Here is a 24,599-nt window from a genome sequence, read left to right as displayed (position 1 = left end):
TATACGCATCAAAAAAAAGCTCTGGAATGTCTCTGCGTTATCATTACACAGGAGCGAATTCCAGAGCACAAGTTAAAAGTCTATGCTTATTTATCTCCCTTGCCTTTTCCCGGGGTATAGAAGTTCGGCAGCGTTACCTTCGACCAATCGATGTCAGATGCCATGTAGAAGGATGGATAGGAAGGTTGGTTATACCCGCTGTTCTGTCCGGCAATACCTACACGGTACATCGCATCGTGCATCAGCGTATACAGCTTGCGGTCTGTCTTCTCGGTGCTCAAGTAGATACGAATCGCTGAACTATCCGCCGTACGCACCAACATCTCTTCCCGCCAGTCTCCGAATACATCGGCAACTAGCGAAGGTGTACCTTTCGTATGGTTATTGGTTAAGGTTCCCGTCGCGGTCAGCACCGTGCCGCGTTTCCAATCCTTGATCGTAGGGGTGACATCGATGGCCCCGTCTACGATTTGGGTAGTCATGTCGGCAGCCCAGCGAATGCTCATATTGGTTCCGGGCGCCTGATCACTTATTTTTTCACCCTGTGCCGTCCATAATCCGACAGCCCATGTCTCCAGCCCGCGCCGGGTTGGATCCACATCTCCGACCATGCCACGTCCGGTATCTTTGCCGGTATATCCGCCATAGATCACTTCCCCAGTCTTGGCATCACGCAGGGAATATCCGTATGGCGCCCAAGGTCCACCTTCATGCACCATAAAGATCTCCAGTCCCGGGCGATCCGGGTCAATATCTGCGACATGCAGCGCATCCCCGTGTCCCAAACGTGCAATCGTTCCCGGTGCAGCACTCTCAGGCGGCATCACATCTGTGGAACTGTATAGCACACTGCCATCGTGGTCAATTGTCGCGGAGCCATAAATAATCTCATGTTTGCCGTCACCATCCACATCAGCCACACTGAAATAGTGTGCGCCCTGCGTGGTAATTGAACCGTACTGCGGATCTGTGCCATCTACACCGTGTGGCCCGTCGTTAAACGGATTTTTCATCGGTGTCCAGCCGCTATCCACGTACCATTCCTTTTTCAGCTTTTTGCCATCCCAGTTGTAAGCTGCCATCGTGGAGCGAGTATAATATCCGCGTGCAAAAATTGCAGACGGTTTTTTGCCGTCCAGATACGCAACTCCCGCGAGGAAACGGTCTACCCGGTTTGCCGGTTCAATGCGCGCCATCGCATAATCGCCCCACATCAGGCCATCATCATGACGTTCCGGTTCATAACGGACGGTCTGCAATTCTTTTCCCGACTTGCCTTCAAATACGGTAATATACTCCGGTCCATCCACAATAAAGCCTTCAAACTTGCGCAGTTCATTGCGAGCGCTCCGCTGCGGTGCATATACATCTATAAAGTAGTCAGCCAAGCTTTCCGCATCCTGCCGGGATAACGGATAGCTGTACTTTTTCTCGATCCCAAACGCTTCTTCCAGCGTTGCAGGCCAGTTTCCTTTCACAACCTCTTCGTGTTTATGCCAGTTCCGGAACATATCGACTACATGGTCGTAGTACCCCTCTGCACTGAGGCGATAGTCGTCATCGTGTGTCACCCCTGCCTTGCGGTCTTCTTTCGGCAATGTGATGTACTTCTGCGAGGTTGGTTTCCCCTTTTTGTTGTATTTGATGATTTGCGTGCCCGGAGCGGTCTTGAACATCAATTCAGCCTTGCCATCTCCGTCAAAATCATAGACAAGCATCTGTGTATAATGTGCTCCCGCACGAATGTTAACCCCGAGATCGATCCGGTATAACAATTGTCCATCCAGCGTGTAACAATCGACGTAAGTGTTGCCCGTATATCCTTTTTGCGATACGTCCTTGGCGTTAGATGGGTCCCATTTTACGAAAAACTCGTACTGACCGTCTCCGTCCACATCACCGACACTCATGTCATTGGCACTGTAGATGTATGCTTCACCCGCAGGCGTGATACCGTCAGCCGGCTTTTGCAAAGGAATATCAACATAACCGTTCGCCCAAGGACTGACGGATGAGCTACGTTTGCTTTCTTTGCCTTTGCTGTTCACGGCGGCAACTTCGTAACGAGAAGATGTCGTGCCTGTGCTGTCCACATAATTGGTACTGTCTGTGACCGTTGCAATCCTTTTGCCATCCCGATACACATTGAAATCCGTCCCGGTCAGCCCTTGGTCGCTGTACCCTGTTGCCTCATCCCCAAGTAATCTCCAGCTTAGAAAAACACCTTCGGACGTCGAAGCCGCTACCAACCCGCGATCCAGCTTCTCCAATTGAATACCTTTACTGTGGCTGCCACCTTTGTCTTTAGCATGCATCTCCACTTCCATAGCACCATTCCCCTGAGTTTGGGACTCGGTTTGCGAGGCCTCAGCTCCGCTGATTCCGGCAGAGCCACTAAGAATCAAAGCCAGACTGAGTGCAGAGGAAAGCACTTTGGCCCCAAGAGGCATGCGCGGCCGTTTTGATCGTTTGCTGCGACTTATTCGACTGTGGGGACTGTTGGAACTGTTGGGACTGCTGGAAGGGTTTTTGCTGTGACTGCCCGGACTAATGCTACTGCTAGTATGGAAGCCTGAACCGGCCTGACCGGCATCTTTTACTGATCTTAAGTTCATCAACCTTCACTCTCCCTGGTTAGAATGGGTAATGATCCTTCTACCTGACCATACATAAGAAAACAAATGGATGCGCTTACAAAATTAATTTTATAAAGAGAATCCCGTTAACCTCGCGTACTTCTTCTCCCTTTCTCCAGCCCCCTTCCACTCTCTTTGTTTAGTTCGCAGCAAGAGTTATCATCCATCGGGTACTATTATAGACATCCTTACTACCTAACCATAGGCAAATATCCGTCCAAAACGATCAATATTCAGTGTATCTCGATTAGAGTATGCCACGGTAAAAAATGAACAGGCACCACACTTATGATTATAGCCCCTTCTTCCAAAACATCAGAACAATCCCTTCTTCCAAACCATCAGAATAATCCCTTCTTCCAAACCATCGGAAAGCGCTCCAGGCTCATTCATCTGATTATGCTTTTTCAACAAGCTCGCTCCTTCTAAGAAGGCTAACGATCTCCACGGAGCTTATTTAGTTGTTTTAAGCCACATTTGAATTCTAATGATCACCAGTAACCTTATTTCCCTCCAAACGAGGTAAATCGCATCAAAAATACCGAGTTTCATCGAAATAGCGTCGCTACGGATCGTTAGAATTGATTCATGTCTCTTTTTCGCCATATAAGCTCTCCTGAGATCGTTAGACAAAAACAGAGCTGCCCCCGGTCAATGAATGACCAAGAAACAACCCTGTTTTGATAAGTTGTACGTAGACTCACACGTGCCTTAGCACCAAATCACCAACTGTATAACCTTACGGCTCGATTCCCCATACAAGACTACCGTCTTGATAGAGCGTGACTTTATCCCAATCTTGATAGGACGTTTTGGTTGGATCATAGGAATAGTCATCGCTCTCGTCAAAGTTGGACCAGTCCGTTTTGAACATGCGAAGCTGGATGTCTCCGGATTGCCCGCCAGCAGCAATGCTTCCTGCGCCAGACTTGAAGCTCAGCTCGACATATCCATCTCCAAAGGTACGGTCGATGTTAGCTGCGCCAACCATGGCCCAGTCAATGGCAGAATCCATTGCCGCCGAACCTTCCTTGGTGAAATAATAACGAAGTGTCAGATCGCTCAGATCCACTGTGGTGCTGCCCAGGTTTTTGATGTTGAACAACGGTCTGATCTGGTTATCCGTTGCATTGGTATCCCCTGCACGATATTGCACCACCAGATCACTTGTTGGTACAACCACACCCGCTGGTGTTGCAGAGGCTACAGTAGAATTAGCACTTTGCCCAGCTGCATTCACCGCACTCACTACATAATAGTAGGTTGTGCCATTCGTCAGCGAAGTATTGATATACGACGTTGCAGTGACATTGGATGCAACCGTCGTGAATGGACCCGCTGCCGTCAGCGCGCGTTTCACATTATAGCTGGTTGCACCTGCCGATGCTGTCCAAGCCAGACTCACCTGTGCATTGCCAGCTGTTGCTGTCAACGCTGTTGGTGCCGCAGGAGCCGTTGCAACTGCTGCCGGTGTTGCCATCGCAGATGCAGAGTTCACACTCTCGCCTGCAGCATTACTTGCTGTCACGACATAATAGTACGTTGTACCATTCGTCAAGCCCGTGTTCGTGTAGGTTGTTCCGCTGACATTGGCAGCAACCGTTACAAATGGACCGGATGCCGTCAGCGCACGTTTTACCGTATAACTGGTCGCACCTGTCGAAGCCGCCCATGTCAACGTCACTTGAGCATTGCCAGCAGCAGCTGTTACTGTAGCTGGGGCTGCCGGTGCTGTATTTCCACCTGGAGGATTGCCCCCGCTATTCTCAGAAAGTACAGGGAAGGAGTTCTGTACGAGCTGTACAAACTGATCATGGAACCAGTGACCTGATACCGGTGCGTTAGCGAGTGCACCAGTCAGCACCCCATCTTTTGTTGTATACGTTGGATCACACATCCGGTCAAATCCTTTACCCTCATTATTCGGAATTTCAGAACTGGAGCCATCGGATTCACCTGGAGGTTTTACCCATACATAGGCATCCAGATGCGCAGGTCCTGGAGCTGCCTTTGGCGCTTCTCCGATCCCTGCTCCGCTTGCATTACACCAGTTACCCCGGTGCTCCCGGCGATCCACACGGCCGGAATTCACATAATCATTGATGTTGCTGCCTGTAGCAGTGGCTGGACGATTCACCCCGCCCCATCCGTTACGGCTGGTATCAATGAGGAAACCTGTGCTCGCTGGCCATCCGGCTTGTACGAAATCGGCATATAACTTCGCTGTGAAATCGGTTTCGTCAAAGTACGGATTCCATTCGTAGAACTTCGCTGAACGAATCGGTTGTCCACCGATATTCAGATCCGGGTTGGTCAGGTTTGGTTCAGCCAGCGGTGTTGTATTGGCAGTATTCGTAATGAATCCATCTGCACTGCTCAGTCCGCCGAGCGTGTCCCCTACCACATCCGTATAGAGCGCGACCGCTCCAGAACGGTTGTTATCCCATCCGAGCCAGCCGGAGTGACCGATATCCAGGTAGTTATATACGTTTGGAATAGCGTGCAGCTTGTCCAGCGTATATTTAATACCAGCTTCATAAATTCCGCTTGCAGCCGCTTGACCACAAGCTGGTGTGCTCAGATTGGTTACCAGGTTAGGCAAACTATCTGGCTCAATAACAGCGATAATGCGAATGTCCTGATATTTAGGATCAGCAAAAATATCTGCAATTACGTCAATGTAATCCGTTTTATACGTCTGCAATGCTGCCTGGGTTAAAGGAAGCTCCCCGTTAGATGCAAGGGCATGGCAGTCCCGGCCCGGCAAATTGTAGATAACGAAAGACGCGGTAATAGGTACGCCTGGCTTCTTCTGAGCGAGCACCGCATCGAGATGCTCTTCTACGCTCTTGCGGCCAGCGTTCTCGGCCCCGCCGTAGATGGCTGCAATACGGTCAATCCACACCGCTGTAGGATAGGATTTCACCGTTTCCATCTTCGCTTTCAGCGAAGCATCACTGGTAATGGCAATAGAGGTATCCACCAGTGCAGAGTAGTCCTCATTGAGATAAGCTGTGGCGCCAACAAACGGATTGTTCACATGGGCCTCCGCTGCCTGCGTCACACCTGGAGACATGCCGGGGAAAATCCCTGCTGCAAGCAGCGCAGCTGCCATCATTTGTTTTACACCTTTACGCAGCAGCTTCCGTCCTCTTGATTCAGTTTTCAATGTTTTCTTCATAGTTCCACCTTTCCCTTAGATAAGATTGGACTCGACTCATGTCTGTTCCTCTGTGTAGAAGCAGGATGCATGGCACAAAGTGCATGGAAAAAATGTGTGGTGTTTCGTTCACCTCCATAGAAAAATAGGTTGAGTAAAGAGCAAATATACGTCGGGTGTGTTGGTAGAATTGCTGTGTGAGCGTGTGTGGGGGTCAAATCATGAGAGTATACGTGGTGGAATAACTGATTCTTGTACATGGAATTGAAGAGTGCAGAAAATGTTGAGTCCATAACGAACCTTGCCGTAAGCGCTTACCAACTAAAATTAAAAAAAGCTTCAGCCTGCGATGACTACCTGTTCACCTCCTTATAGTGTGATTATACGACATGTAAATATTACTGTAAATTGAATTATATAAATTAAATTATATTTTTTTCCACATAAAAAGAAGGATTTTTGTCCCCTCCCGCCACAACAGAGAAAAGGCCCATTACGGTATAAACCGCAATGAACCTTATGTAAAAGCGACTCTATTGAATAACAACAACATCCCCTGGCTTCAAGCCACTAACAACCTCGGTTTTATCCCCAGACTCCATGCCCGTTTTAATCGCATGCTGCTCCGTCTGTCCGTTTCCTTTATCCAGTAACACGTAAGGTTCGGGCTGATCACGCATAATGGCAAGGCTGGATACGACCGTCACTTTGTCCTTGCGCATGGTTTCAATGTCTCCTTCCAGACTGACACCGCCATACATGCGAGCGTCCGGCTTCAGATCGATGACCACGTCAAACTGGGAGGCCTGCTTCAGATCGGTATCCGAACTTTTCCGGGCAAATTTGGATACCTTGCTGACGGTTCCGGTAAATTTCAGATCCTTCTGCGCACTCATTCGCACCTGTACCGGCATGCCTGCCTTCAGTTTGAACATCTCTTCCTCACCCACAATAGTCATGAATTTCATCTTGCCGGTATTGGTGATGGAGCCGATGAGCTGTCCTTCCGTAACTGCCCGTGTTTTGCTATCCTGGTCGTTCAACTGAAAAACACCCGTGGTCCCGGCATATACCACTGCTTTGCTCATCACGTCCTGTTTCTTGCGTATTTCCTGCTCTTTAAGAACCAGTGCTTTCTGACTCAGTTCGTTTGCAAGACGTTTGCTCTCCCGATCTGCAAAAGCCTTTTTGCGCTCCTCCTCCGTCACACCAAGTGTTTCGGTCATGCCGGCCGAATTGATGCTGATCTGATTCATCTCCACGTCTAACCGGGCTTTGTCCAGATCACTCTGCATCTGATTGACCTCTGTCTGTAGCGCCGACGTATCCAGCGTGAACAGAATACTTCCCTTTTTCACTTGTTCCCCGTTCTTGACATGCCACTGTTTAATGTTGGAAGTATACGGGGCAAATACGTCCGTCTGCTCGGTATATACCGATTTCCCTTTTACTTGAATCGTTTGTGTCATCGTCTCCTGTGTCACATCAAAGGTGATGGGCGGTGGAGCTTCAACCGGTGCTTCGGGCTGGGGTTTGTATTTCTCGTATACCCAATACCCTGCACCTGCCATAAGTACAACGGTAACGATTATGCTGATCCATTTCTTCATGCGTTATATTCCCTTTCACTGATAAGTTTGAGTCTGAAAATAGTTCCGAAGTTCCGCTCACTCGTCTCTCGCGATCACATCGATTTAATGACGCTCAGTGCATTCGTACGGGACGCACTGATTGCTGGATAGATACCCGATACCACACCGACAAGCACGGCAAAAATAATGCCCATCGGCAGGGCCGATTGTTGAATAATGACCGTCATCGGCCCGCCTGCCTGATCTGCCATCTGATTCGCGAGTAGCTGGTTCACCCCTCCAAGCGCGGCAAACGCAATACCTACACCCGCCACACCACCAATGAATCCCAGCATGGCCGCCTCCGCGATAAACATCTGACGAATCTGCCACAGGTTGGCGCCAAGCACCTTCATAACCCCGATCTGCTTGCGCCGCTGATGTGTGGACATGATCATCGCAACAATAATAGACAGTGACGCTAGCACCATAATAAAACCGCCAATGCCAATGGCTGCTTTCTGATACATCGCAAGCTGCCCAGCCATGGCCTCTTCCTGAAAAAGATTACTTTGCGTGTTTAATGTCAGCCTTTTGATCTGCTCTTCGACCTGAGCTACATGCCGCTTGTTATCCACCTTCACCAAAGCGGAGTTAAGACGTTTAAGCGCCGGACTGTCTGCTTGCTGCAATCCAAGCTCATCCTGCAAGGCACGCGCCGTATCCAGCGGAACATATACTTTTTTGTCACCCTGTGCACTCATATCATCCATATTGGATGGTTTGGCCAGTTCACCCGATACACGAATAGTTCCACTCATCTTGGTCTTTCTGCCATTCGTAAAATCTTCATACCGAAATTGAATACGCTGCTGCATCAGTTGATCCTGTTTCATCATCATCTCGTTGTACTGTTGCAACAGGTCATTGTTATACGGATCAGAATTTAGCTGTTCAAACAACTTTTGCGTCACTTTCTGATCGATAAATCCATAGGTAGCACCGTAATTCACAACAGCAATTCGGCCGTTGCCAGCACCGCTGCCTTGTGAATAGTTGTATCCGAAACCGTTCAGTGTTCCCATTTCTGTACCAATCACTTCCACATAGGAGCTGCGTCCATCGGGAAGCACCATGTCCAGTGCATCCAGCCTTAACATCGGAGCTACAGCAACGACATGTGGAAGCCGCTGTATAATCCGAATTTTCTCCATCGTCAGCGCGCCCCGTTCAAACTTGCTTTTCGTGCCTCCGCTGCCATTCCCCGTTTTGATCCCCTCGTTCGGGCTGATCGTAATTTCGTCCATCTTGTAGTTATCATTCAACGTTTTCTCGCTGTATGTCTGTACCGACTGCCCCACACTCAGTGCAATAATCATCGCTGCCGAACCGATTGACAGACCGATCATACAGAGTAATGTGACCACTTTGCGCCGAATGATCTGTCCCCAGGCCATGCGCACTACGTCCCGTATTCTCACTGTTCCTCTCCTTTTACATGAACTCTCATACATGCTGCAACTGGGCAACCTGTTGCTGTTCGACCAATCTCCCCTGCTGTAGCGTCAGTACAACCTGCATCTGTTCGGCCACCTCGGCTTCGTGTGTCACAATGACAAAGGTTGTTTTCATCTCTCTGTTCAGTTGCTGCAAAATGGAAAGAATCTCTTCCTCGGTCTCTGTATCCAGATTACCCGTTGGTTCATCTGCGAAGATGACCGAAGGCTCCGTGATGAGCGAGCGGGCGATACTGACCCGTTGCTGCTGACCACCTGATAACTGCGACGGAAAGAGATTCGTCTTATCTCCTAGCCCCACTTGTTCTAGTAGGCGGAGCGCCTTTTCTTTACGTTTGGATGGTCTTATTCCCATAAATACCAAAGGCAGTTCTACATTTTCGCGGATTGTCAGATTGGACAACAGCTCGTAGGATTGAAATATAAATCCAATGTGACTACGCCGAAACTCCGCCAGACGATTCTCACTGAAACGCACAATATCCTGTCCCGCGATCCAAATCTTGCCTTGCGTTGGCTTCATTAACCCAGCCATCAGATTCAGCAATGTGGACTTGCCTGAACCTGAACTACCCAGCAGCGCAACCATCTGCCCCTCTTGAATCGTCAGATTAATATCTTGCAGCACGGGAACATCGCCCTGTGCATTACGGAAGGCATGGGATACCTGTTCAACTTGAAGCATTTGCGGCTTGTCTTCCTTTCCATTTCCTGATTATGTATTTCTGTCTATCTCACTTTATTATAGAGCGCAGATGTATCGGGGCAGGACGCAGTTGTATCCAACTTGTAACATGTCAACACAAAAAGCCCTGCGGCAGAGCGTACAACGCTTTCCGCAGGGATATATGTTCTTTCTAATGTCTGAATAATACTAATGCTGTGGCAGCAAATTCTCTACATGAATCGACCTCTCGCTGGGTAGTGCTCCTGTCATAAACCTACCATGCCTTAAAGCTAAAACGATACAACTCACTCTTGCTGGCGGTGCTGCTTGCCATGAACAGTTCTTCCTCAAACCATTTCAGCTTGATAAAATTGTTGATATTCCGGTAGATCACCGTATCGGAGGACAAGCTCTGATCATTCAGGAAGGCAATATGAAGCTCGTTTTTCTGATTCTCCAGTGTATTCAGATAAGCAATTCGGGATTCGTCCGCGCTCAGATCAAAATTCCAGAATGTGCCCTTGGCCAGCAAGTTCAACTTCTTCTTTTCCGCCTGATATCGATATAGTCCCTGCACCTGATTCACTTCACCCTGAAAGATCATATCCCCGTTTTTCAACAGATGGTATTGCTGGATATCCTTCGATCTCAGGTATAAGGACACGTTCGGATTTTTCTCAAGCGACACACGATAGACGGCAAAATCATCCTTGTGCATGACCAGAACATAAGCCTGCTTCATATCCTGACTAAGCTCAAAACTGTCAATAACGATGTAATTCTTACCCGATTTATCCTCATATGTCTCTACTCCGACTTTCTTCATCATGACCTCATCGGAAAACAGGATCTCTTCTTTGCCCGTTCTCAGATCGGTCTGAATGAAACCACGCTCATCATGACTGATGGATGTGTCGTTACTGAGAAACTCCCTGAAATAGGAATGTTCCTTGCCCAGTTTGGTTCGTTCGCCACTTTTCATATCGTATATAAAAGCCGTGCGCTGGGCTTGTCCCGAACGATACTGAGCATACATCAGCTTGGTTCGATCCGGGCTTAGTACAACGCCGAAATCCGTGTTGCCACTGATCTCTTTCACCTGGTTATCATCCAGATGCAGCTTGAGCAACCGCAGTCCTGTATACGAACGTTCGGTACTGTTAACAACAATCGTATTCCGATCCCCCATATCAAAATCATAAATAACAAAATCATTCGGAATTTTAGTCGCTGACTCAATCTGGATTGTACTGCTCGATGGGGGCGCGAGACGACTGTTGAATTGTTCACCAGGCAATATCACAGTACGTGGTTTAAGGTGACTCATGCTGAACAGACTGCCAATCCCGAATATCCCCCCGACAAAGGCAATGAGTAGCCCGGACAGCATCAGCTTATCGCGATGTTTACGCCAAAAGCCGGTATATTTCATGTGTTTCGATCCCCCGGCAGGCGGATATAGACTTGTGTCCCTTCCCGCATGATGCTTTTCATCTCCACTGTTCCTCCATGACGCTCCACAATGTTTTTCACAATCGACAGCCCCAGGCCAGCGCTGCCTTTTTCAACGCGGTTCATGCCCTTATCCTGGTAAAAGGGTTCAAACACATGATTCAGGGCTTCTGCACCGATGCCTTCACCCTGATCTCGAATCATAATGGCAATAGACTGTTCTTCCCGCGAGGACTGTACTTCAATGATCGAATTCACATCACTATACTTGACGGAGTTATCCAGTACGTTCAGGAATACCTCTTTCAGCTTGTCCCGATCCCCCTGCACATACAGCTCTTCTTCAAGTTCATAATGAATGCCGATATTGTATTTGCCTGCCTTGATCGACATGTCCTCACATGCTTCCCGGATAACTTCCGAGACGTCAACCCGTGCAAAACGGTAGTTCTCAATCACTGCCGAAGACACGGACACTTCCAAAATATCCGCAACCATTGTATTCAGACGACGGCTTTCCTTGATGATATAATTCATGCCCTTGTCGAAGAAATCCGGGTCGGTGAATCCATTATCCCGCAAAATCTGAGCATAGCCCAGAATAGTCGTCAGCGGTGTTTTTAATTCATGTGTCACATTGTCAAAAAAAACTTTGCTTCGTGCCTGTACTTGTTTCACTTCGTCACGTTCTCGCTCAATCACATCAATCTGCTCTCTTACCCGGTCAATCATGACCGTGAAGCTCGCCGCCAGTTCCCCAATCTCATCCTTCGTGGCAATCTGAATATCCGCATTCAGGCTACCTTGGGCCACTTCGGCAGAACGTTTCGTCAACACACGAATGGGCTGTGTAATTTTCCGGGAAATAAAAATGGAAGCAATGAAAACAAACACAAATATCGTCGCTGCAAACAGTTTAATTGTATCCTGAAAGCGCATATTGCGCCGATACAGGTCGGTATAATCCTTTTCGAGCTGCACAATGCCAACGAGTTGCTGGTCACTCTGAATCGGGAAAGAGAGGCTTGCTACAACCCGTCCTTGATCGACTTTTGTCGTATAGGCAATTCGGGATTGCATCGCTTCTCTCAAATCTTCTATGTCGGTGTGTTTAACCAGTTTTCCTGCAGTAGTACTGGAGCCATACGTGGAGGCATCGGGGCGATAGAGCGTAATTTCCCCGCCCACAGCAGAGCCAATCTGCTCTTCCAACTCCCGGCTGCCCGCCTCCAGCGAATCTTTACTGATTCGTTTGTTATGGATGAGAAAATACTGATTCAAGGCGATATCCAGATTTTTTTTGGATTGCACCATATCCTCTCGCACTTCACGATACATATTCTCTTGAGCGACCTTGTTGGACAGGATCAGCAGTGCCGAGAAACCGATAAAAACGATCACCGAGAACAGCACAACCATTTTAAACTGAATGGTCCATTTCATGTCTGCACCTGAATATTCAGCTTGTACCCTACGCCAAATACCGTTTCAATCATCGATATGCCTTGGTCACCGCTGTCCAGCTTTTTGCGAATGCGCTGCACATGGATGTCCACGGTACGCGTATCTCCTGCAAAATCAAATCCCCACACCTTGTCCAGCAGCTCTGAACGTGTATGTACTTTGCGGTGGTGGTTCACGAGGAAGAGTAGCAGATCATACTCCTTGTTGGTGAGCCCTGCTCGTTCCCCGTCCTTCCACACCTCGCGCTCATCCTTACGAATCTCGATATGTTTGCCTAGTCTAACGACTTCGTAAGACTGGTTCTCCAGTGTTTCGCTGATGAGATCGATCCGGCGGAAAATCGCCCGGATGCGAACAACCACTTCGCGGATATCAAAAGGCTTTGTAATATAATCGTCAGCCCCCAGCTCCATGCCAAGCACCTTGTCCAGCATATCGGACTTTGCCGTAATCATGATTACCGGGATTTTGGAATTCACAGACAACTGTCTGCACACATCGAAGCCGCTCATATCGGGCAACATCAGGTCAAGTAGAATCAGATCGGGCCTAGATTCCCGAAGTAGATTCAATCCTTCCCTGCCCGAAGCCGCCTCCTTGATTTCGAACCCTTCCTTGCGAAGCGAATAGGACAATATATCGCGAATGGACTCTTCATCTTCGATGATTAATATCTCTTTTGGTCTCATAATACATTCGTAATCTCCCTGCTCTATGAATTTCATCTGTCTATATTCTGTATCCCAAGCCGACTGCTTGAACAGAGGAAATCAAGAAATGTTACAACTCCGATACAACTCTGAACCTTTTGGAAACAACCTCCCGCTATACTGGCATTAACAGAACGCCAAACGGACCGGAACCAAGGTTTGATCCATATCCAAGGGGGATTCACATCTTATGAACCACACACAGATTAATGATGCTTACATTAACTATAAATCAGAAATCACCAGGTATCTATCCCAAATCGTCAAACAGCCGCAGGATGCGGAAGACTTGGCGCAAGATTGTTTTATCCGTCTCATGAACGTCACAGTCCATATCCCGGAAGACAGAATTCTCTACTATCTCAAACGCATCGCACGTAACCTGGCTATGGACAGCTTTCGCAGACGTACCCGGACCCTACGCCGTGACAGCCGGCTGGAAACCCCTGCGCACCATGTTGATACTCCTCAGATGGAGATTAATGAAGGAGTTAACGAAATTGTCTCCCATATCCATAATACCGAACATCGCAAGATTTTGGAGCTGCGTCTGATCCATGGGTATTCCATTAAAGAAACAGCCCAGATGGTGAACCGCAGTGAAGGCATGATCAAATCATCCGTTTTCCACGCCGTCAATCGTATTCGTGCCAAAGTCATCTCGTAGAGATGGCTTTTTTTATTTTGGTGTTGTACCCGTTGTTGTGACTGTACTTCTTGATTTGTGCCTGATATTTGTCCCTTCTGTTTACGACTCGTAAGTCTCTACTCCACATGTTCTTTCCGCTCTATCTCTCCATTCTTGTTACCCACCACATTATCATTTCCATTCTTGTAACAACCAATAATCCAAATGACCTATTCATATGCCAAAATGCCTAATTTTACAAAGTTCGATCTAATTTTTACAATTTGTTATGACTATGTGAGATTTTCATGTGGTAGAATATGGACGAACTTATGAATCAACTAATATTTGGGAGGGATTTGGTTGGGTACATTGAAACGTTTGCGGGGAGTTTGGTTAAAATCACTTCTGGCATTATCCGTGGCTTTGCCACTTCAGGTCGGATTATGGAACAGCGATGCTTCGGTTCATGCGGAAGGACCGACAGACCCGGCTCCATTCATTCAAGCCAAGGTCGTTAACGAGAATGCTGGCAAAAAAGTACTGTTCGACAATTCGCATGGTCAGACTGCCGGAGCAGCTGACTGGGTTATTGATGGTGGCTTCTCTGATTTCGGTAATGCTCTGGCGAACGACGGTTATGATGTGAAAGAACTGCGCAAAACGACACCTTTTACCTATGATGATCTGAAAGAATACAACGTATTTGTCATTGCTGAACCTCAAATTCCTTTCAAAACATCTGAACAGGCGGCATTAAAACAATATGTTGAAACGGGCGGCAGCATCTTCTTCATTGGAGATCACTACAACGCCGACCGTAACAAAAACCGCTGGGATGGCTCGGAAGTCATTAACGGCTATCGCCGCGGTGCATATGAAGACCCAACCAAAGGCATGAGCGCAGATGAGCGCAATTCAGCAGCCATGCAAGATGTAACCAGCACGGACTGGTTGTCGAATAACTTCGGCGTACGTTTCCGGTACAACGCACTTGGCGACATTAACGCCAATATCATCGTGCCAGCGGATCAGGCATTCGGCATTACCGAAGGCGTCTCTGCGGTAGCGATGCATGCAGGTTCTACGCTGGCGATCACTGACCCGGAGAAAGCCAAAGGTATTGTGTACTTGCCAAAAACGAATGCCAAATGGAATAACGCCGTAGACCAAGGCGTATATAACGGTGGCGGGATCGAAGAAGGTCCATATGTAGCTGTATCCAAGCTGGGTGCAGGTAAAGCGGCCTTCATCGGTGACTCTTCCCCAGTGGAAGATGCATCTCCGAAATATTTGCGCGAAGAAACAGGCACACGCAAAACAACATATGACGGCTTCAAAGAAGTCGATGATGCCGTGTTGCTCGTCAATACGGTAAACTGGCTGGCTACGCAAGAAAATTATAATAAGCTGTCCGAAGTAAACGGCCTCACATTGGATACAGCTACAGCGCTGCTACCCTTCGAAGAGCCAGCGGCTTCTACTGAACCGCAAGCTGAACCTTGGGCTGCACCTGCTGCCGGATACAAATGGTATGATCGTTCCACGTTCAAGCCAGGCTCGTACGGCGGCCCTGCATCCAGCGCTAACGCAGCGTACAGCTTCGTGAAGCAAGATACATTGCCTAATGCCGAAGACTTCCAGATTCGTGTGGTTGTAGAAAATATGGCTCCAAACACTACCGTTTCCGGTTACAGTGCCGGTATTTATCTGACAGGCGGCACACAGGTAGCTATGATCCAGAATGATAGTGGAACATGGCCAACTTCGTACGGATACAGCTCGGCGTTTAGCGTAACGTCGGATAGCAACGGACGCGGGATCAAAGATCTGAATGTACGCATCAAGCCAGGTACGAATGGTAACGCCAGCTTACGTCTGCGTCTGAACGGCAGCAACCTGATTACCAGTGCGGTAAGCATTGCTAATGTACCGGCACAGCCACTACCGGAAGAACAAGGTCCAATTCCAGCAGCAATTAGCGTAGCCGAGGCACGCACCAAAGCGGTAGGTACTACAGTTACCGTTGAAGGCGTTGTAACTACCAAACCGGGTTCTTTTGGCGGACAAGCCTTCTATCTTCAGGATGATACGGCGGGAATCTACGTGTTCCAGCACACGAGCGGATTCGATATAGGTGATAAAGTGAAAGTGACTGCACCAACAACGATCTACAACAGTGAGTTCGAATTAACCGATGTGGTTGCGATTGAGAAAACAGGAACCGCTTCTGTTCCAGCTCCGGCGCTGGTTACAGCCATCAATGATGCGAATCAAGGTCAACTTGTTCAATTGAAAAATGTAACGGTCCAGAATATCATCAGCGCTACGCCTGTGGGTTCATTTGAATTTGATGCGGTAGCTGCGGACGGAACAAGCACACATGTGCGTGTGGATACACGTACTGGTGTGAGTGAAACGACTTTCCCTTATGTTGCTGGTGACAAGATTGATATCACAGGCATTTCAGCTATTTTCAAAGACGTATTTCAATTGAAACCAAGAAGCTTGGATGACATTGTAGCTTCGGAAGAACAAGGTGGAGGCGAAAATCCTTCTACTCCAGCCGAAGGAGCGCCGGGTAAACCGGTGCTTTCCTCCGATAACGGACATACCACCGGGCTGTCTGATGGTTCATACAACGTCAGCATGAATCTGTGGTGGGGCGAAAATGCCACCGAGTACAAGCTATACGAGAACGGTACCCTTGTGGATACGCAAAAGTTAACGGCAGCTTCCCCTTCTTCACAGTTTGCTAAAACGGCGATTAAAGACAAAGCGAACGGAACCTATACGTATGTTGCCGAGCTCATCAACGACAAAGGCGCTACTCGCAGTGACGAGTTGACGGTTCAAATTGCGAACGCGGCTCCAGGTAAAGCCGTTTTGTCTCAAAACAACTGGGATGGTGATGGCAACTACACCGTAACGATGAACCTTTGGTGGGGTACGAATGCAACCGAGTATCGTCTATATGAAAATGATGTATTGATCGATATGCAAGCACTGAATGCCGCAACACCATCTGCTCAAACGGCGAAAACCGACCTGAGCGGTCGTGCGAACGGAACATACACGTATCGCGCGGAACTGATCAACGCCGCAGGCGTGACCAGTACGGAAACCATTACGGTACAGGTGAGCAAAGCAGCTTTACCTTTGGCGAGCTAGTCTCGAAGTAAGAGTAAGAGCAAAAGAAAGTAAGCTTAGGAATACAATTAGAGTAGTCCAAGCGCGGAAACGAAAGTAGGAATAGAAGCAGAGTAAGCGCAGGCGCGGAAACTGAAAAACTACGAAAACGGAAATTTATGCAATAACTTAGATCTAACGAAACGAAGAATGTTAATAGGAACGAAGAAAGTAGTTTAAGCTAAGTAGAACGCGAGCAGTAACGAAAAACCGAAACCAGTCCGGGGGTCAGAAAACAGGCTCCGGTGGTTTCGGTTTTTTTGTGTTTTTTGTGTTTTTTGTGTTTTTTGTGTTTTTTGTGTTTTTGTAGTCTTTTTTTAGGTCTTTGTATTTTTGAATGTTCTATTTTGTGTTTCTATTACGGTTTTATTCCGGTTTTATTGTGTTTGTATAATAGTTTTATCGTGGTTGTATTATGGTATTATTCCTGGCGTACCAATAAACTCTTGAACTCTCTACCCCCTCAGCGCTAACGATCATGAGAGAGCTTATTTGGTCATTTTTGCAGGTTTATACATTCTAACGATCACCAGCAACGCTATTTAGCTATTTTTCAGTGTTTTGAGGCAAACATCGGGTTAAATGAAACAAATAGCGTCCGTACGGATCGTTAGAATTTCAATGAGGCCTTTTTAGGCTAAATAAGGCTCCTGGTGATCGTTAGCGCATCTGCTCCGAGAATCATCTTAGACGCGGATTCTCATAACCTTTTCTTACAAAAAGAATACTATTCCACACTGCACTGTAAGCTGCTAAGGCCAAGATACCAATGACCAATATGAAATTCATCTGCGTGAGAGAATAGCTGCTCCCCGTAAAAATAATGAGAATCGCACTGAGCCCGATATTTTCCCGGTTATGTTTTTTAAACTTCTGAAAGATCATTCGATACAGCAAGATTAGCACCATAAACACGGTCCATATCACATAAAATGTTTCCATAGAATCGTTACCTCCTCACAAAAGGCTTATTTCTTTAAGAATCAATTAACGTTTCAAATCTCATGACCAACATCATTATGTACGTTCCAACTTGTCCAGCGGCCATCTTCACCTACAAATGACTTTTCACTCCTCTTTCCCCCCTTCGATTTACTTTATTCCCCTTCGATTCCCTTCAATATGGCCGTGCTCTCTATTTTCAATTTCGACCCGTACAAAGCTTATCCAGTATAATGTAACATAAATTTTCGAATCTTCTCTTTTACTTCGCTTTTAAAATCATATCCTCTTGATGCTTTTTACCATTTGTGTCTTTCCATTCAATCACAACCGTTTGGTCGTCTTCAGTGCTAACCATGGAGCCTTCTGAGATTATGATAGGAAAATGTATCGATTTTGAAGTTAATCCGTCTTCCTGTCTGATCATTTTTCCATCATTGATGTTTATTTTCGACCATTTCACATCTTCCAGATTATCTCTTTTATAAGAGATGATATATTCACCGTTTTCCCCTGCTCTCTTTGTGACTGTGGTATCTAATTCTCCACTCCAATGCTCACTCTCTCCGCTGAGGTTCATTTTTGTTTGCATGTCTGAGCAACCAACAAGAGATATGGCAACGATAAACATAAATATAGATGTCCATAACATGTTATTATGTTTCTTCATAAAATCCCTCCATTACATTATCCAATGTATAACTATACACTATCATATTAAGAATACATTTTTAACATTTATTCCAAATAAGTTAATATTCTAATAAATTTCGTATAGATCAGATTAGGATTTTAATAAGATTCAGTAATAACTCATCATATTCATATTCATTTGAAAACAACGGCCTAAAAGCATCTCATGCGAATGCACAAGATGCTCCTAATGATTGTTATGAATTAAAGCATTTCATTCTCTATGCCTTCTCCATACAGACAAGAAAGTATAATTCCCTCTACACCAGCTTCTTCCGAATATATCCCGAGATCAGATCAATGATCGTGATCATCACGATAATGCCGAGCAGAATAATACCGACACGCGGCCAGTTACGTGTGCTGAGTGCAAAGATCAGCGGTGTACCGATACCACCTGCGCCGATTACACCGAGGATCGTCGCAGAACGGACATTAATTTCAAACCGATACAATGTATAGTTTAGGAATCCTGGAATAACCTGCGGCAAGATGGCAAACCAGAGTTGTTGCAGTCGGGTCGCTCCGGAAGCCAGTAACGCTTCGGACGGGCCGTAGTCAATATTTTCAACCTCATCCGCGTACAGTTTACCCAGCATCCCGATCGAGTGAAGTCCAAGGGCTAACACCCCAGCGAATGATCCTGGACCTACAGCCTTGATGAACAAGAGAGCCATAATAATCTCGGGAAACGTACGGATGAAACTAAGCATCATTTTACCCGCACCCGAGATCGCCCGATGCCCACTCATGTTCCGGGCAGACCAGAAAGCAAACGGGATACAGAGCACAGCAGAGATCACAGTACCTAACACAGAAATCGCCAGAGTATCCAGCAGTCCGCGCAGCAAATCCTCGCCTTCAGGCAAATAAACGAAATTCCAGTCGGGCGAGAAAATACCCGCAATAATAGCTTTCATGATCTGTCCGGCGGTTTCCTTGAATCCGGTAAAAGGTACACCCGCAAGCGCCCACGCATAGACCAGAATTAACAATAGAATGATAAGCCAGCGGAGCGGATTTTTCCGTGGTTTGGGTCTTGGCCGAATACGGCTCGCTTCATTTTTCATCATAACAATTTCTCCCGCAGCTTAGTGCTCACATAGTCGATAATCAGAACGATGGCAAGTGTGAAAATAATAATGGTATTCGTCTTGTCATACTCCAGGAATCCAAGTGTCGCTTCATAATAAAGTCCGATACCACCCGCTCCAACCAGTCCAAGGATCGCGGCGGCACGTACGTTAATTTCGAAGGCATACAGTACATAAGACGTGAACTGGGCTGCCAGTTGCGGCACGACACCATACACAATAAGCTGAATTCGATTCATGCCCACAGCGGTCATCGCTTCAAGCGGCCCTTTGTCAATCGTCTCCAGCGTTTCATACGTGAGCTTGGCGATTAGTCCAACCGAGAATACAGCCAGCGCGAGAATACCCGGAACCGGCCCCAGTCCAAATACAGCAACGAACAACGCTGCCAGTAGCAAGTCAGGAACCGTACGAATCAGATTTAATAGAAAACGTGCCGGATAATAGATCCAGCGGCTCGGCGCCAAATTACCTGCACAGATGATGGAAATAGGAATAGCAATGATTGCACCGATGGTTGTCCCGAGCAAAGCCATACGGATCGTCTCCAGCATGCCCTGTACGATATTGTCAAAATAACTCCAGCGCGGCGGAAACATCTCTTTCAGCAGCTTCCACATCTCCGGGCCACCCGTGAACAGTTCTGCAAAGCTCGCATCCGTCTGCTTGGCGCTCGCCCACAAGAGTAGCACAATGATGACTAGCGTCAGTAGATGTTTGGTCTTCCCCGGTGGTTTGGGGCGATTCACGATCTGCTTCGGGCTTGAGCCAGGTTCCTTGCCTGCACCTGGGCGCCCTTCCTGTTCAAGTGAAACGTTGGATTGTCCTTTCATACCAGCACTTCTCCCTGCTCATGCACAGCCTGCTTGTCCAACAACTCATCCGCCAAAATCGGTCTACCGTAAATTTCAGCAAAACGCTCATCCGTTGCTTCTTCCACCGGACCGTCAAATACAACCTCGCCTGCCCGCAAACCAACAATACGTGTCGCATACTCTCTCGCCAGATCAATAAAGTGCAAATTAACAATCGTTGTAATGCCGAGATCCTGATTAATCCGTTTAAGGTCATCCATGACCTGTTTCGTTGTCAGCGGATCGAGTGAAGCCACCGGTTCATCGGCCAAAATAATTTTTGCTTCCTGAGCGAGTACACGGGCAATCGCCACACGCTGCTGTTGTCCACCAGACAACTGATCTGCACGAGAGTAAGCCTTCTCCGAGATATTCACCCGATCCAATGCATCAAAGGCCAATTCTACATCCTCTTTCGGAAAACGACCCAAAATGGTACGAAGTGTGGAATGGTACCCCACCCGACCAGCCAGTACATTGCGCAACACGCTGGATCGTTTCACCAGATTGAAGCTCTGGAAGATCATGCCGATATCGCGGCGGATCAGACGCAGGCGTTTGCCTTGCGCCTTGGTGATGGAGCTGCCGTTAATCAAAATTTCACCTTCACTAATATCATGCAGCCGGTTGATCGACCGCAGCAATGTGGATTTGCCTGCACCAGACAAACCGACCACCGCGATGAATTCTCCCTGCTTAAATTTCAAATTTATGTTATTGAGGCCTTTCGTGCCGTTTGCATACGTTTTGGTCACGTTGTGAAGCTCAATCATCGCGTTAATCCTTCTTTCATCCATAATATTTATCGATATAAGTTGAACTAAAGGATGATTTACACAGGCACTTCGATGACAGAATAATGTGTAAATCAAAAAGTTCAACTTATATCGTTTCCGCTGTTCCCTAGCAGAAACTTATAATAACGGCACAAGCCAGAACAGCGTCAATTACGCTGAACTGGCCTGTTCACTGTGCAAAGTCACGAATGGCTTGTTGGAACGAAAAACTACTCGGTTTTCACTTTCTCGTTATACTGGCGAACGATATCGAACTTGCTGTCATCGGACTCCACATAACCTTCGTGCGTGTAGATTTCTTTGATGATCTGGTGGCCTTCTGTATCTTTACCGATATCGATGAAGGCTTGTTTGATCTTCGCTGTCCAATCTGCGTTCATGTCGGTACGAACGGCGATCGTATCGTTAGGAATAGGCTCAGTGAAAGCAAGGACACGTGTGTCTTTGAACACATTCGGATAGTCTTTGGAAACCGTGTTACGGGCATCCTGGAAAATAGCAGCTGCGTCTACGTCACCGTTCAATACGGCAAGAACAGCTTGGTCATGGCCTTTAACGGTTACAGGCTGTACATCTTTGAGCGGATCAATGCCGCGATCCAGCAACAAGGCTGCAGGCCATACATAACCAGCGGAAGACGTTACGTTCTGGTAAGCCATTTTCTTCCCTTTCAGATCCTCAACCGATTGGATCGGGGAGTCTTTTTTTACAATAATCATCGATTTATACGAATCTGCCAGTTGCTCTGTCGGAGCGCCAGTCTCATCATTCACACCGAAACGTTGAGCTTGCAAAATGACTTGTGCTGCTCCTTTTTCTTTCGCAAGTACATAAGCCGTCGGAGGCAGGAATCCTACATCTACTTTTTTGGAAGCCATCGCTTCAATAATCGTGTTGTAGTCTGTAGATACGCTGACTTTTACCGGAATACCCAGCTTGTCTCCAAGCAATTTTTCCAGCGGTTTTGCTTTTGCTTCAAGGGTGTCTGCATTCTGGGAAGGAACGAATTGCACCGTCAGTTCCGTAGGTACATAACCTTCAGCGGTTTTGTCTTTCTCTGCTGTTTCGGTTGATGTGCCGGACGCGCTTGAATTGGCTTCAGCGCCGTTTGACGAATTGGACGTAGCATTAGACCCACATGCACTCAGGAACAGTACCAAAATCAACAATGGTAAAAATAAAGCAGACTTCTTCAATCGAACACCCTCCAAAAGTTTTTCTGATTTTCAATACTTGTCTACTATAATTGGCAAATATTTGCGTGATGTGAAACGAAATTTGGAGTTTTGTAAAGTTTCCTGGCAGGCTGTCAACGTGACATTCTTCTGTTAAAATAGGCTCATTATGGTCGATGAATTAAGAGGAAATACGCCAGGATTAAGGGTTAACGTCCGTTATTCAGGCTTGTTCTTCTGCTTCTTTCTACGGTTTATGCCATATATCTAAACTTATATATTAGAGGAGATTGTAAAATGACACGCATTCCCCCTACGACAAACTTCGATATCTTGTTCACAAGTGACCTTCACGGAGCAATTCGCCCTATCCATTACAATACCAACGCATATCGTCATGCCGGTCTTGCTTTGCTGGCTTCCCTGATTCGGCAGGAACGTGAACGGTCGCCTGAATTACTGTTAATCGATAACGGAGACTTGCTGCAAGGCTCTCCTCTGGCTTCTTATGCAGCTTCTCATGGCTCCAAAGCGCACACTCATCCTTTTATTCACGTCTTAAATGAGCTGGGATATGATGCGGCGGTCATGGGTAATCATGAGTTTAACTATGGTCAGGAATTGCTGCGCGGTGCGGTGGAAGGTTCCTGCTTTCCTTGGCTGTCTGCCAATATTGCAGAACTTCCGCTTGCCCCTGAAAGAGCAGGTATTCCGGCTTTTGGCGAACCGTATCTGATCAAGACGCTCTCGACTGGTGTAAAAATCGCCTTGCTCGGTGCAACCACCCATTACATCCCTAACTGGGAGCATCCGAAACATATTGAAGGACTTCATTTCATGGATGCACTGGATACGATTCGTACGTGGGTGAAGTATATACGGGAATATGAGCAACCCGATGTGCTGGTGGTCAGTTATCATGGGGGATTTGAATGTGATCTGGACACGGGAGAACCTGCAGAGCGCTTGACCGGAGAGAATCAGGCGTACGAAATCTGCCGAGAGATTGATGGCATTGACGTGCTACTGACGGGTCATCAGCATCGCCAATTGACTGGCGAAATCAATGGGGTAACCGTGATTCAGCCAGGGTTTAATGGCAGTGGACTAGGTCAAGTGTCTGTGCAACTTCAGCAATCGCCAGACACGGGTAAGTGGGTGGTAACGGATAAACAAGCGAAGTTGTTGTTACTAGAGGAATACCCTGATCTAAAGCCTGATCCTGTAGTAATGAAGCTCACTAATGAGCTGGAAGCTTCGGCACAAACGTGGCTGGATCAGCCGATAGGCGAAGTAGCGGGGGACGGGGATTTATCGATATCCAGTGCCACACAGCTACGGCTGCGTGCGCATCCTTTTATTGATTTTGTACATCAGGTGCAGATGGAAGCAACAGGAGCCCAGCTTTCCAATACGGCGATGCTTAGCGAAGAAGCTCGTGGTTTCGGCCACCAGATTACGGTGCGTGATGTGTTGTCCAACTTCATTTACCCCAATACCCTGACTGTGCTCGAACTGAGCGGCAAGGATATTCGGGAGGCTTTGGAGCAGACGGCACGTTATTTCGAACTGGACACTTCCGGCAAAGTAGTCGTTAACCCGGCGTATATGCAGCCCAAGCCTCAACACTACAACTACGACATGTGGGCAGGCATCGATTATGAACTTAACATTTCCCAGCCTGTAGGCAGTCGTGTCGTGAAGCTGGAACGGGATGGAAAACCGCTGGAGATGGATGGTACATACTCCGTCGTAATGAACAGTTACCGCGCGGCAGGTGGTGGAGATTATGCCATGTATCCGGGCAAAAAGGTACTCCACGAAGGAGCCACGGACATGGCTGCACTCGTGGAAGATTTCATTCGCAGGCACCAGCCGTTACAAGTTCGGGAAGTGCATAACTGGAAGGTGACCAACTGAAGTTTCGACTGAGCGAAAATGCCAAAGGAAAGAGTACATGAAAAAAGGACGGAGCCGGGTTATCCGGTTTCGTCCTTTTACCTTTTGAGGAACTTTCTTTTAACGATGTATACATTTTAGGATTGTGTAC

The 24,599-nt window shown here is 47.3% G+C and carries 17 protein-coding genes; 3 read left to right on the top strand and 14 right to left on the bottom strand.

What is annotated here, in order from left to right; translation table 11 throughout:
* Positions 1-86 precede the first annotated feature (86 nt).
* From AC1VYS_RS05500 to AC1VYS_RS05465, 8 genes are all read right to left on the bottom strand, one after another.
* On the bottom strand, positions 87-2,450 hold the full coding sequence (locus tag AC1VYS_RS05500) for a rhamnogalacturonan lyase (RefSeq protein ID WP_482914914.1): 2,364 nt from the start codon (positions 2,448-2,450) through the stop codon (positions 87-89).
* 925 nt (positions 2,451-3,375) lie between these two features.
* Entirely contained in the window at positions 3,376-5,817 is a 2,442-nt protein-coding gene (locus AC1VYS_RS05495; protein ID WP_482913355.1) for a glycoside hydrolase family 6 protein, read from the bottom strand.
* Positions 5,818-6,329: 512 nt separating this feature from the next.
* Positions 6,330-7,406: an efflux RND transporter periplasmic adaptor subunit gene (locus AC1VYS_RS05490; RefSeq protein ID WP_482913354.1), complete on the bottom strand. Its 1,077-nt coding sequence runs from the start codon at positions 7,404-7,406 to the stop codon at positions 6,330-6,332.
* A 74-nt stretch (positions 7,407-7,480) separates the two neighbouring features.
* Positions 7,481-8,848: an ABC transporter permease gene (locus AC1VYS_RS05485; protein ID WP_482913353.1), complete on the bottom strand. Its 1,368-nt coding sequence runs from the start codon at positions 8,846-8,848 to the stop codon at positions 7,481-7,483.
* A gap of 25 nt (positions 8,849-8,873) precedes the next feature.
* A complete protein-coding gene (locus AC1VYS_RS05480) occupies positions 8,874-9,569 on the bottom strand; it encodes an ABC transporter ATP-binding protein (protein WP_090917679.1) in 696 nt (231 codons plus the stop codon).
* Positions 9,570-9,825: 256 nt separating this feature from the next.
* Positions 9,826-10,983 carry a hypothetical protein gene (locus AC1VYS_RS05475; protein ID WP_482913352.1) on the bottom strand — a complete coding sequence of 386 codons (1,158 nt, stop codon included), beginning with the start codon at positions 10,981-10,983 and terminating at the stop codon, positions 9,826-9,828.
* A complete protein-coding gene (locus AC1VYS_RS05470) occupies positions 10,980-12,446 on the bottom strand; it encodes a sensor histidine kinase (RefSeq protein WP_482913351.1) in 1,467 nt (488 codons plus the stop codon). Before AC1VYS_RS05470 ends, AC1VYS_RS05475 begins: the two co-directional genes overlap by 4 nt.
* The gene (locus tag AC1VYS_RS05465) at positions 12,443-13,156 is read right to left on the bottom strand and encodes a response regulator transcription factor (RefSeq protein ID WP_482913350.1); all 714 of its coding nucleotides are present in this window, start codon (positions 13,154-13,156) and stop codon (positions 12,443-12,445) included. Before AC1VYS_RS05465 ends, AC1VYS_RS05470 begins: the two co-directional genes overlap by 4 nt.
* Positions 13,157-13,367: 211 nt before the next feature.
* Between AC1VYS_RS05465 and AC1VYS_RS05460 the strand changes: the two genes are divergently transcribed.
* Together AC1VYS_RS05460 and AC1VYS_RS05455 are read left to right on the top strand one after the other, a co-directional pair.
* Positions 13,368-13,844, top strand: coding sequence for an RNA polymerase sigma factor (locus tag AC1VYS_RS05460; protein ID WP_090917672.1), 477 nt, complete (start codon positions 13,368-13,370; stop codon positions 13,842-13,844).
* Between the two features lie 324 nt (positions 13,845-14,168).
* Positions 14,169-16,976, top strand: coding sequence for a chitinase N-terminal domain-containing protein (locus tag AC1VYS_RS05455; RefSeq protein WP_482913349.1), 2,808 nt, complete (start codon positions 14,169-14,171; stop codon positions 16,974-16,976).
* 699 nt (positions 16,977-17,675) lie between these two features.
* On the opposite strand, the gene AC1VYS_RS05450 is transcribed toward AC1VYS_RS05455, so the two are convergent.
* From AC1VYS_RS05450 to AC1VYS_RS05425, 6 genes are all read right to left on the bottom strand, one after another.
* Entirely contained in the window at positions 17,676-17,936 is a 261-nt protein-coding gene (locus AC1VYS_RS05450) for a hypothetical protein (RefSeq protein WP_482913348.1), read from the bottom strand.
* Positions 17,937-18,198: 262 nt separating this feature from the next.
* Positions 18,199-18,606, bottom strand: coding sequence for a hypothetical protein (locus tag AC1VYS_RS05445; RefSeq protein WP_482913347.1), 408 nt, complete (start codon positions 18,604-18,606; stop codon positions 18,199-18,201).
* 283 nt (positions 18,607-18,889) lie between these two features.
* Positions 18,890-19,702, bottom strand: coding sequence for a phosphonate ABC transporter, permease protein PhnE (gene phnE, locus AC1VYS_RS05440; protein ID WP_090917666.1), 813 nt, complete (start codon positions 19,700-19,702; stop codon positions 18,890-18,892).
* The gene (phnE, locus tag AC1VYS_RS05435) at positions 19,699-20,556 is read right to left on the bottom strand and encodes a phosphonate ABC transporter, permease protein PhnE (protein ID WP_482913346.1); all 858 of its coding nucleotides are present in this window, start codon (positions 20,554-20,556) and stop codon (positions 19,699-19,701) included. The genes phnE (AC1VYS_RS05440) and phnE (AC1VYS_RS05435) overlap by 4 nt, the downstream gene beginning before the upstream one ends.
* Positions 20,553-21,350, bottom strand: coding sequence for a phosphonate ABC transporter ATP-binding protein (phnC, locus tag AC1VYS_RS05430; RefSeq protein WP_090917664.1), 798 nt, complete (start codon positions 21,348-21,350; stop codon positions 20,553-20,555). The genes phnE (AC1VYS_RS05435) and phnC overlap by 4 nt, the downstream gene beginning before the upstream one ends.
* A gap of 233 nt (positions 21,351-21,583) precedes the next feature.
* The gene (locus AC1VYS_RS05425) at positions 21,584-22,570 is read right to left on the bottom strand and encodes a phosphate/phosphite/phosphonate ABC transporter substrate-binding protein (RefSeq protein ID WP_482913345.1); all 987 of its coding nucleotides are present in this window, start codon (positions 22,568-22,570) and stop codon (positions 21,584-21,586) included.
* A 276-nt stretch (positions 22,571-22,846) separates the two neighbouring features.
* Between AC1VYS_RS05425 and AC1VYS_RS05420 the strand changes: the two genes are divergently transcribed.
* Positions 22,847-24,469: a bifunctional metallophosphatase/5'-nucleotidase gene (locus tag AC1VYS_RS05420; protein ID WP_482913344.1), complete on the top strand. Its 1,623-nt coding sequence runs from the start codon at positions 22,847-22,849 to the stop codon at positions 24,467-24,469.
* The last annotated feature ends 130 nt before the right edge of the window (positions 24,470-24,599 follow it).

This window comes from Paenibacillus sp. G34, from assembly GCF_056856875.1.
Note: the sequence above shows the minus strand (reverse complement) of the source record. Positions and strands in the feature narration are given on the sequence as shown.

Excerpts from the sequence above, each read along its gene's own strand:
- phnE (WP_482913346.1), bottom strand. The coding sequence starts at position 20,556 with ATGAAAGGACAATCCAACGTTTCACTTGAACAGGAAGGGCGCCCAGGT.
- AC1VYS_RS05470 (WP_482913351.1), bottom strand. The coding sequence starts at position 12,446 with ATGAAATGGACCATTCAGTTTAAAATGGTTGTGCTGTTCTCGGTGATC.
- AC1VYS_RS05475 (WP_482913352.1), bottom strand. The coding sequence starts at position 10,983 with ATGAAATATACCGGCTTTTGGCGTAAACATCGCGATAAGCTGATGCTG.
- AC1VYS_RS05420 (WP_482913344.1), top strand. The coding sequence starts at position 22,847 with ATGACACGCATTCCCCCTACGACAAACTTCGATATCTTGTTCACAAGT.
- AC1VYS_RS05460 (WP_090917672.1), top strand. The coding sequence starts at position 13,368 with ATGAACCACACACAGATTAATGATGCTTACATTAACTATAAATCAGAA.
- AC1VYS_RS05480 (WP_090917679.1), bottom strand. The coding sequence starts at position 9,569 with ATGCTTCAAGTTGAACAGGTATCCCATGCCTTCCGTAATGCACAGGGC.
- phnC (WP_090917664.1), bottom strand. The coding sequence starts at position 21,350 with ATGATTGAGCTTCACAACGTGACCAAAACGTATGCAAACGGCACGAAA.
- AC1VYS_RS05495 (WP_482913355.1), bottom strand. The coding sequence starts at position 5,817 with ATGAAGAAAACATTGAAAACTGAATCAAGAGGACGGAAGCTGCTGCGT.
- AC1VYS_RS05445 (WP_482913347.1), bottom strand. The coding sequence starts at position 18,606 with ATGAAGAAACATAATAACATGTTATGGACATCTATATTTATGTTTATC.
- AC1VYS_RS05500 (WP_482914914.1), bottom strand. The coding sequence starts at position 2,450 with ATGCCTCTTGGGGCCAAAGTGCTTTCCTCTGCACTCAGTCTGGCTTTG.
- phnE (WP_090917666.1), bottom strand. The coding sequence starts at position 19,702 with ATGATGAAAAATGAAGCGAGCCGTATTCGGCCAAGACCCAAACCACGG.
- AC1VYS_RS05450 (WP_482913348.1), bottom strand. The coding sequence starts at position 17,936 with ATGGAAACATTTTATGTGATATGGACCGTGTTTATGGTGCTAATCTTG.
- AC1VYS_RS05465 (WP_482913350.1), bottom strand. The coding sequence starts at position 13,156 with ATGAGACCAAAAGAGATATTAATCATCGAAGATGAAGAGTCCATTCGC.
- AC1VYS_RS05490 (WP_482913354.1), bottom strand. The coding sequence starts at position 7,406 with ATGAAGAAATGGATCAGCATAATCGTTACCGTTGTACTTATGGCAGGT.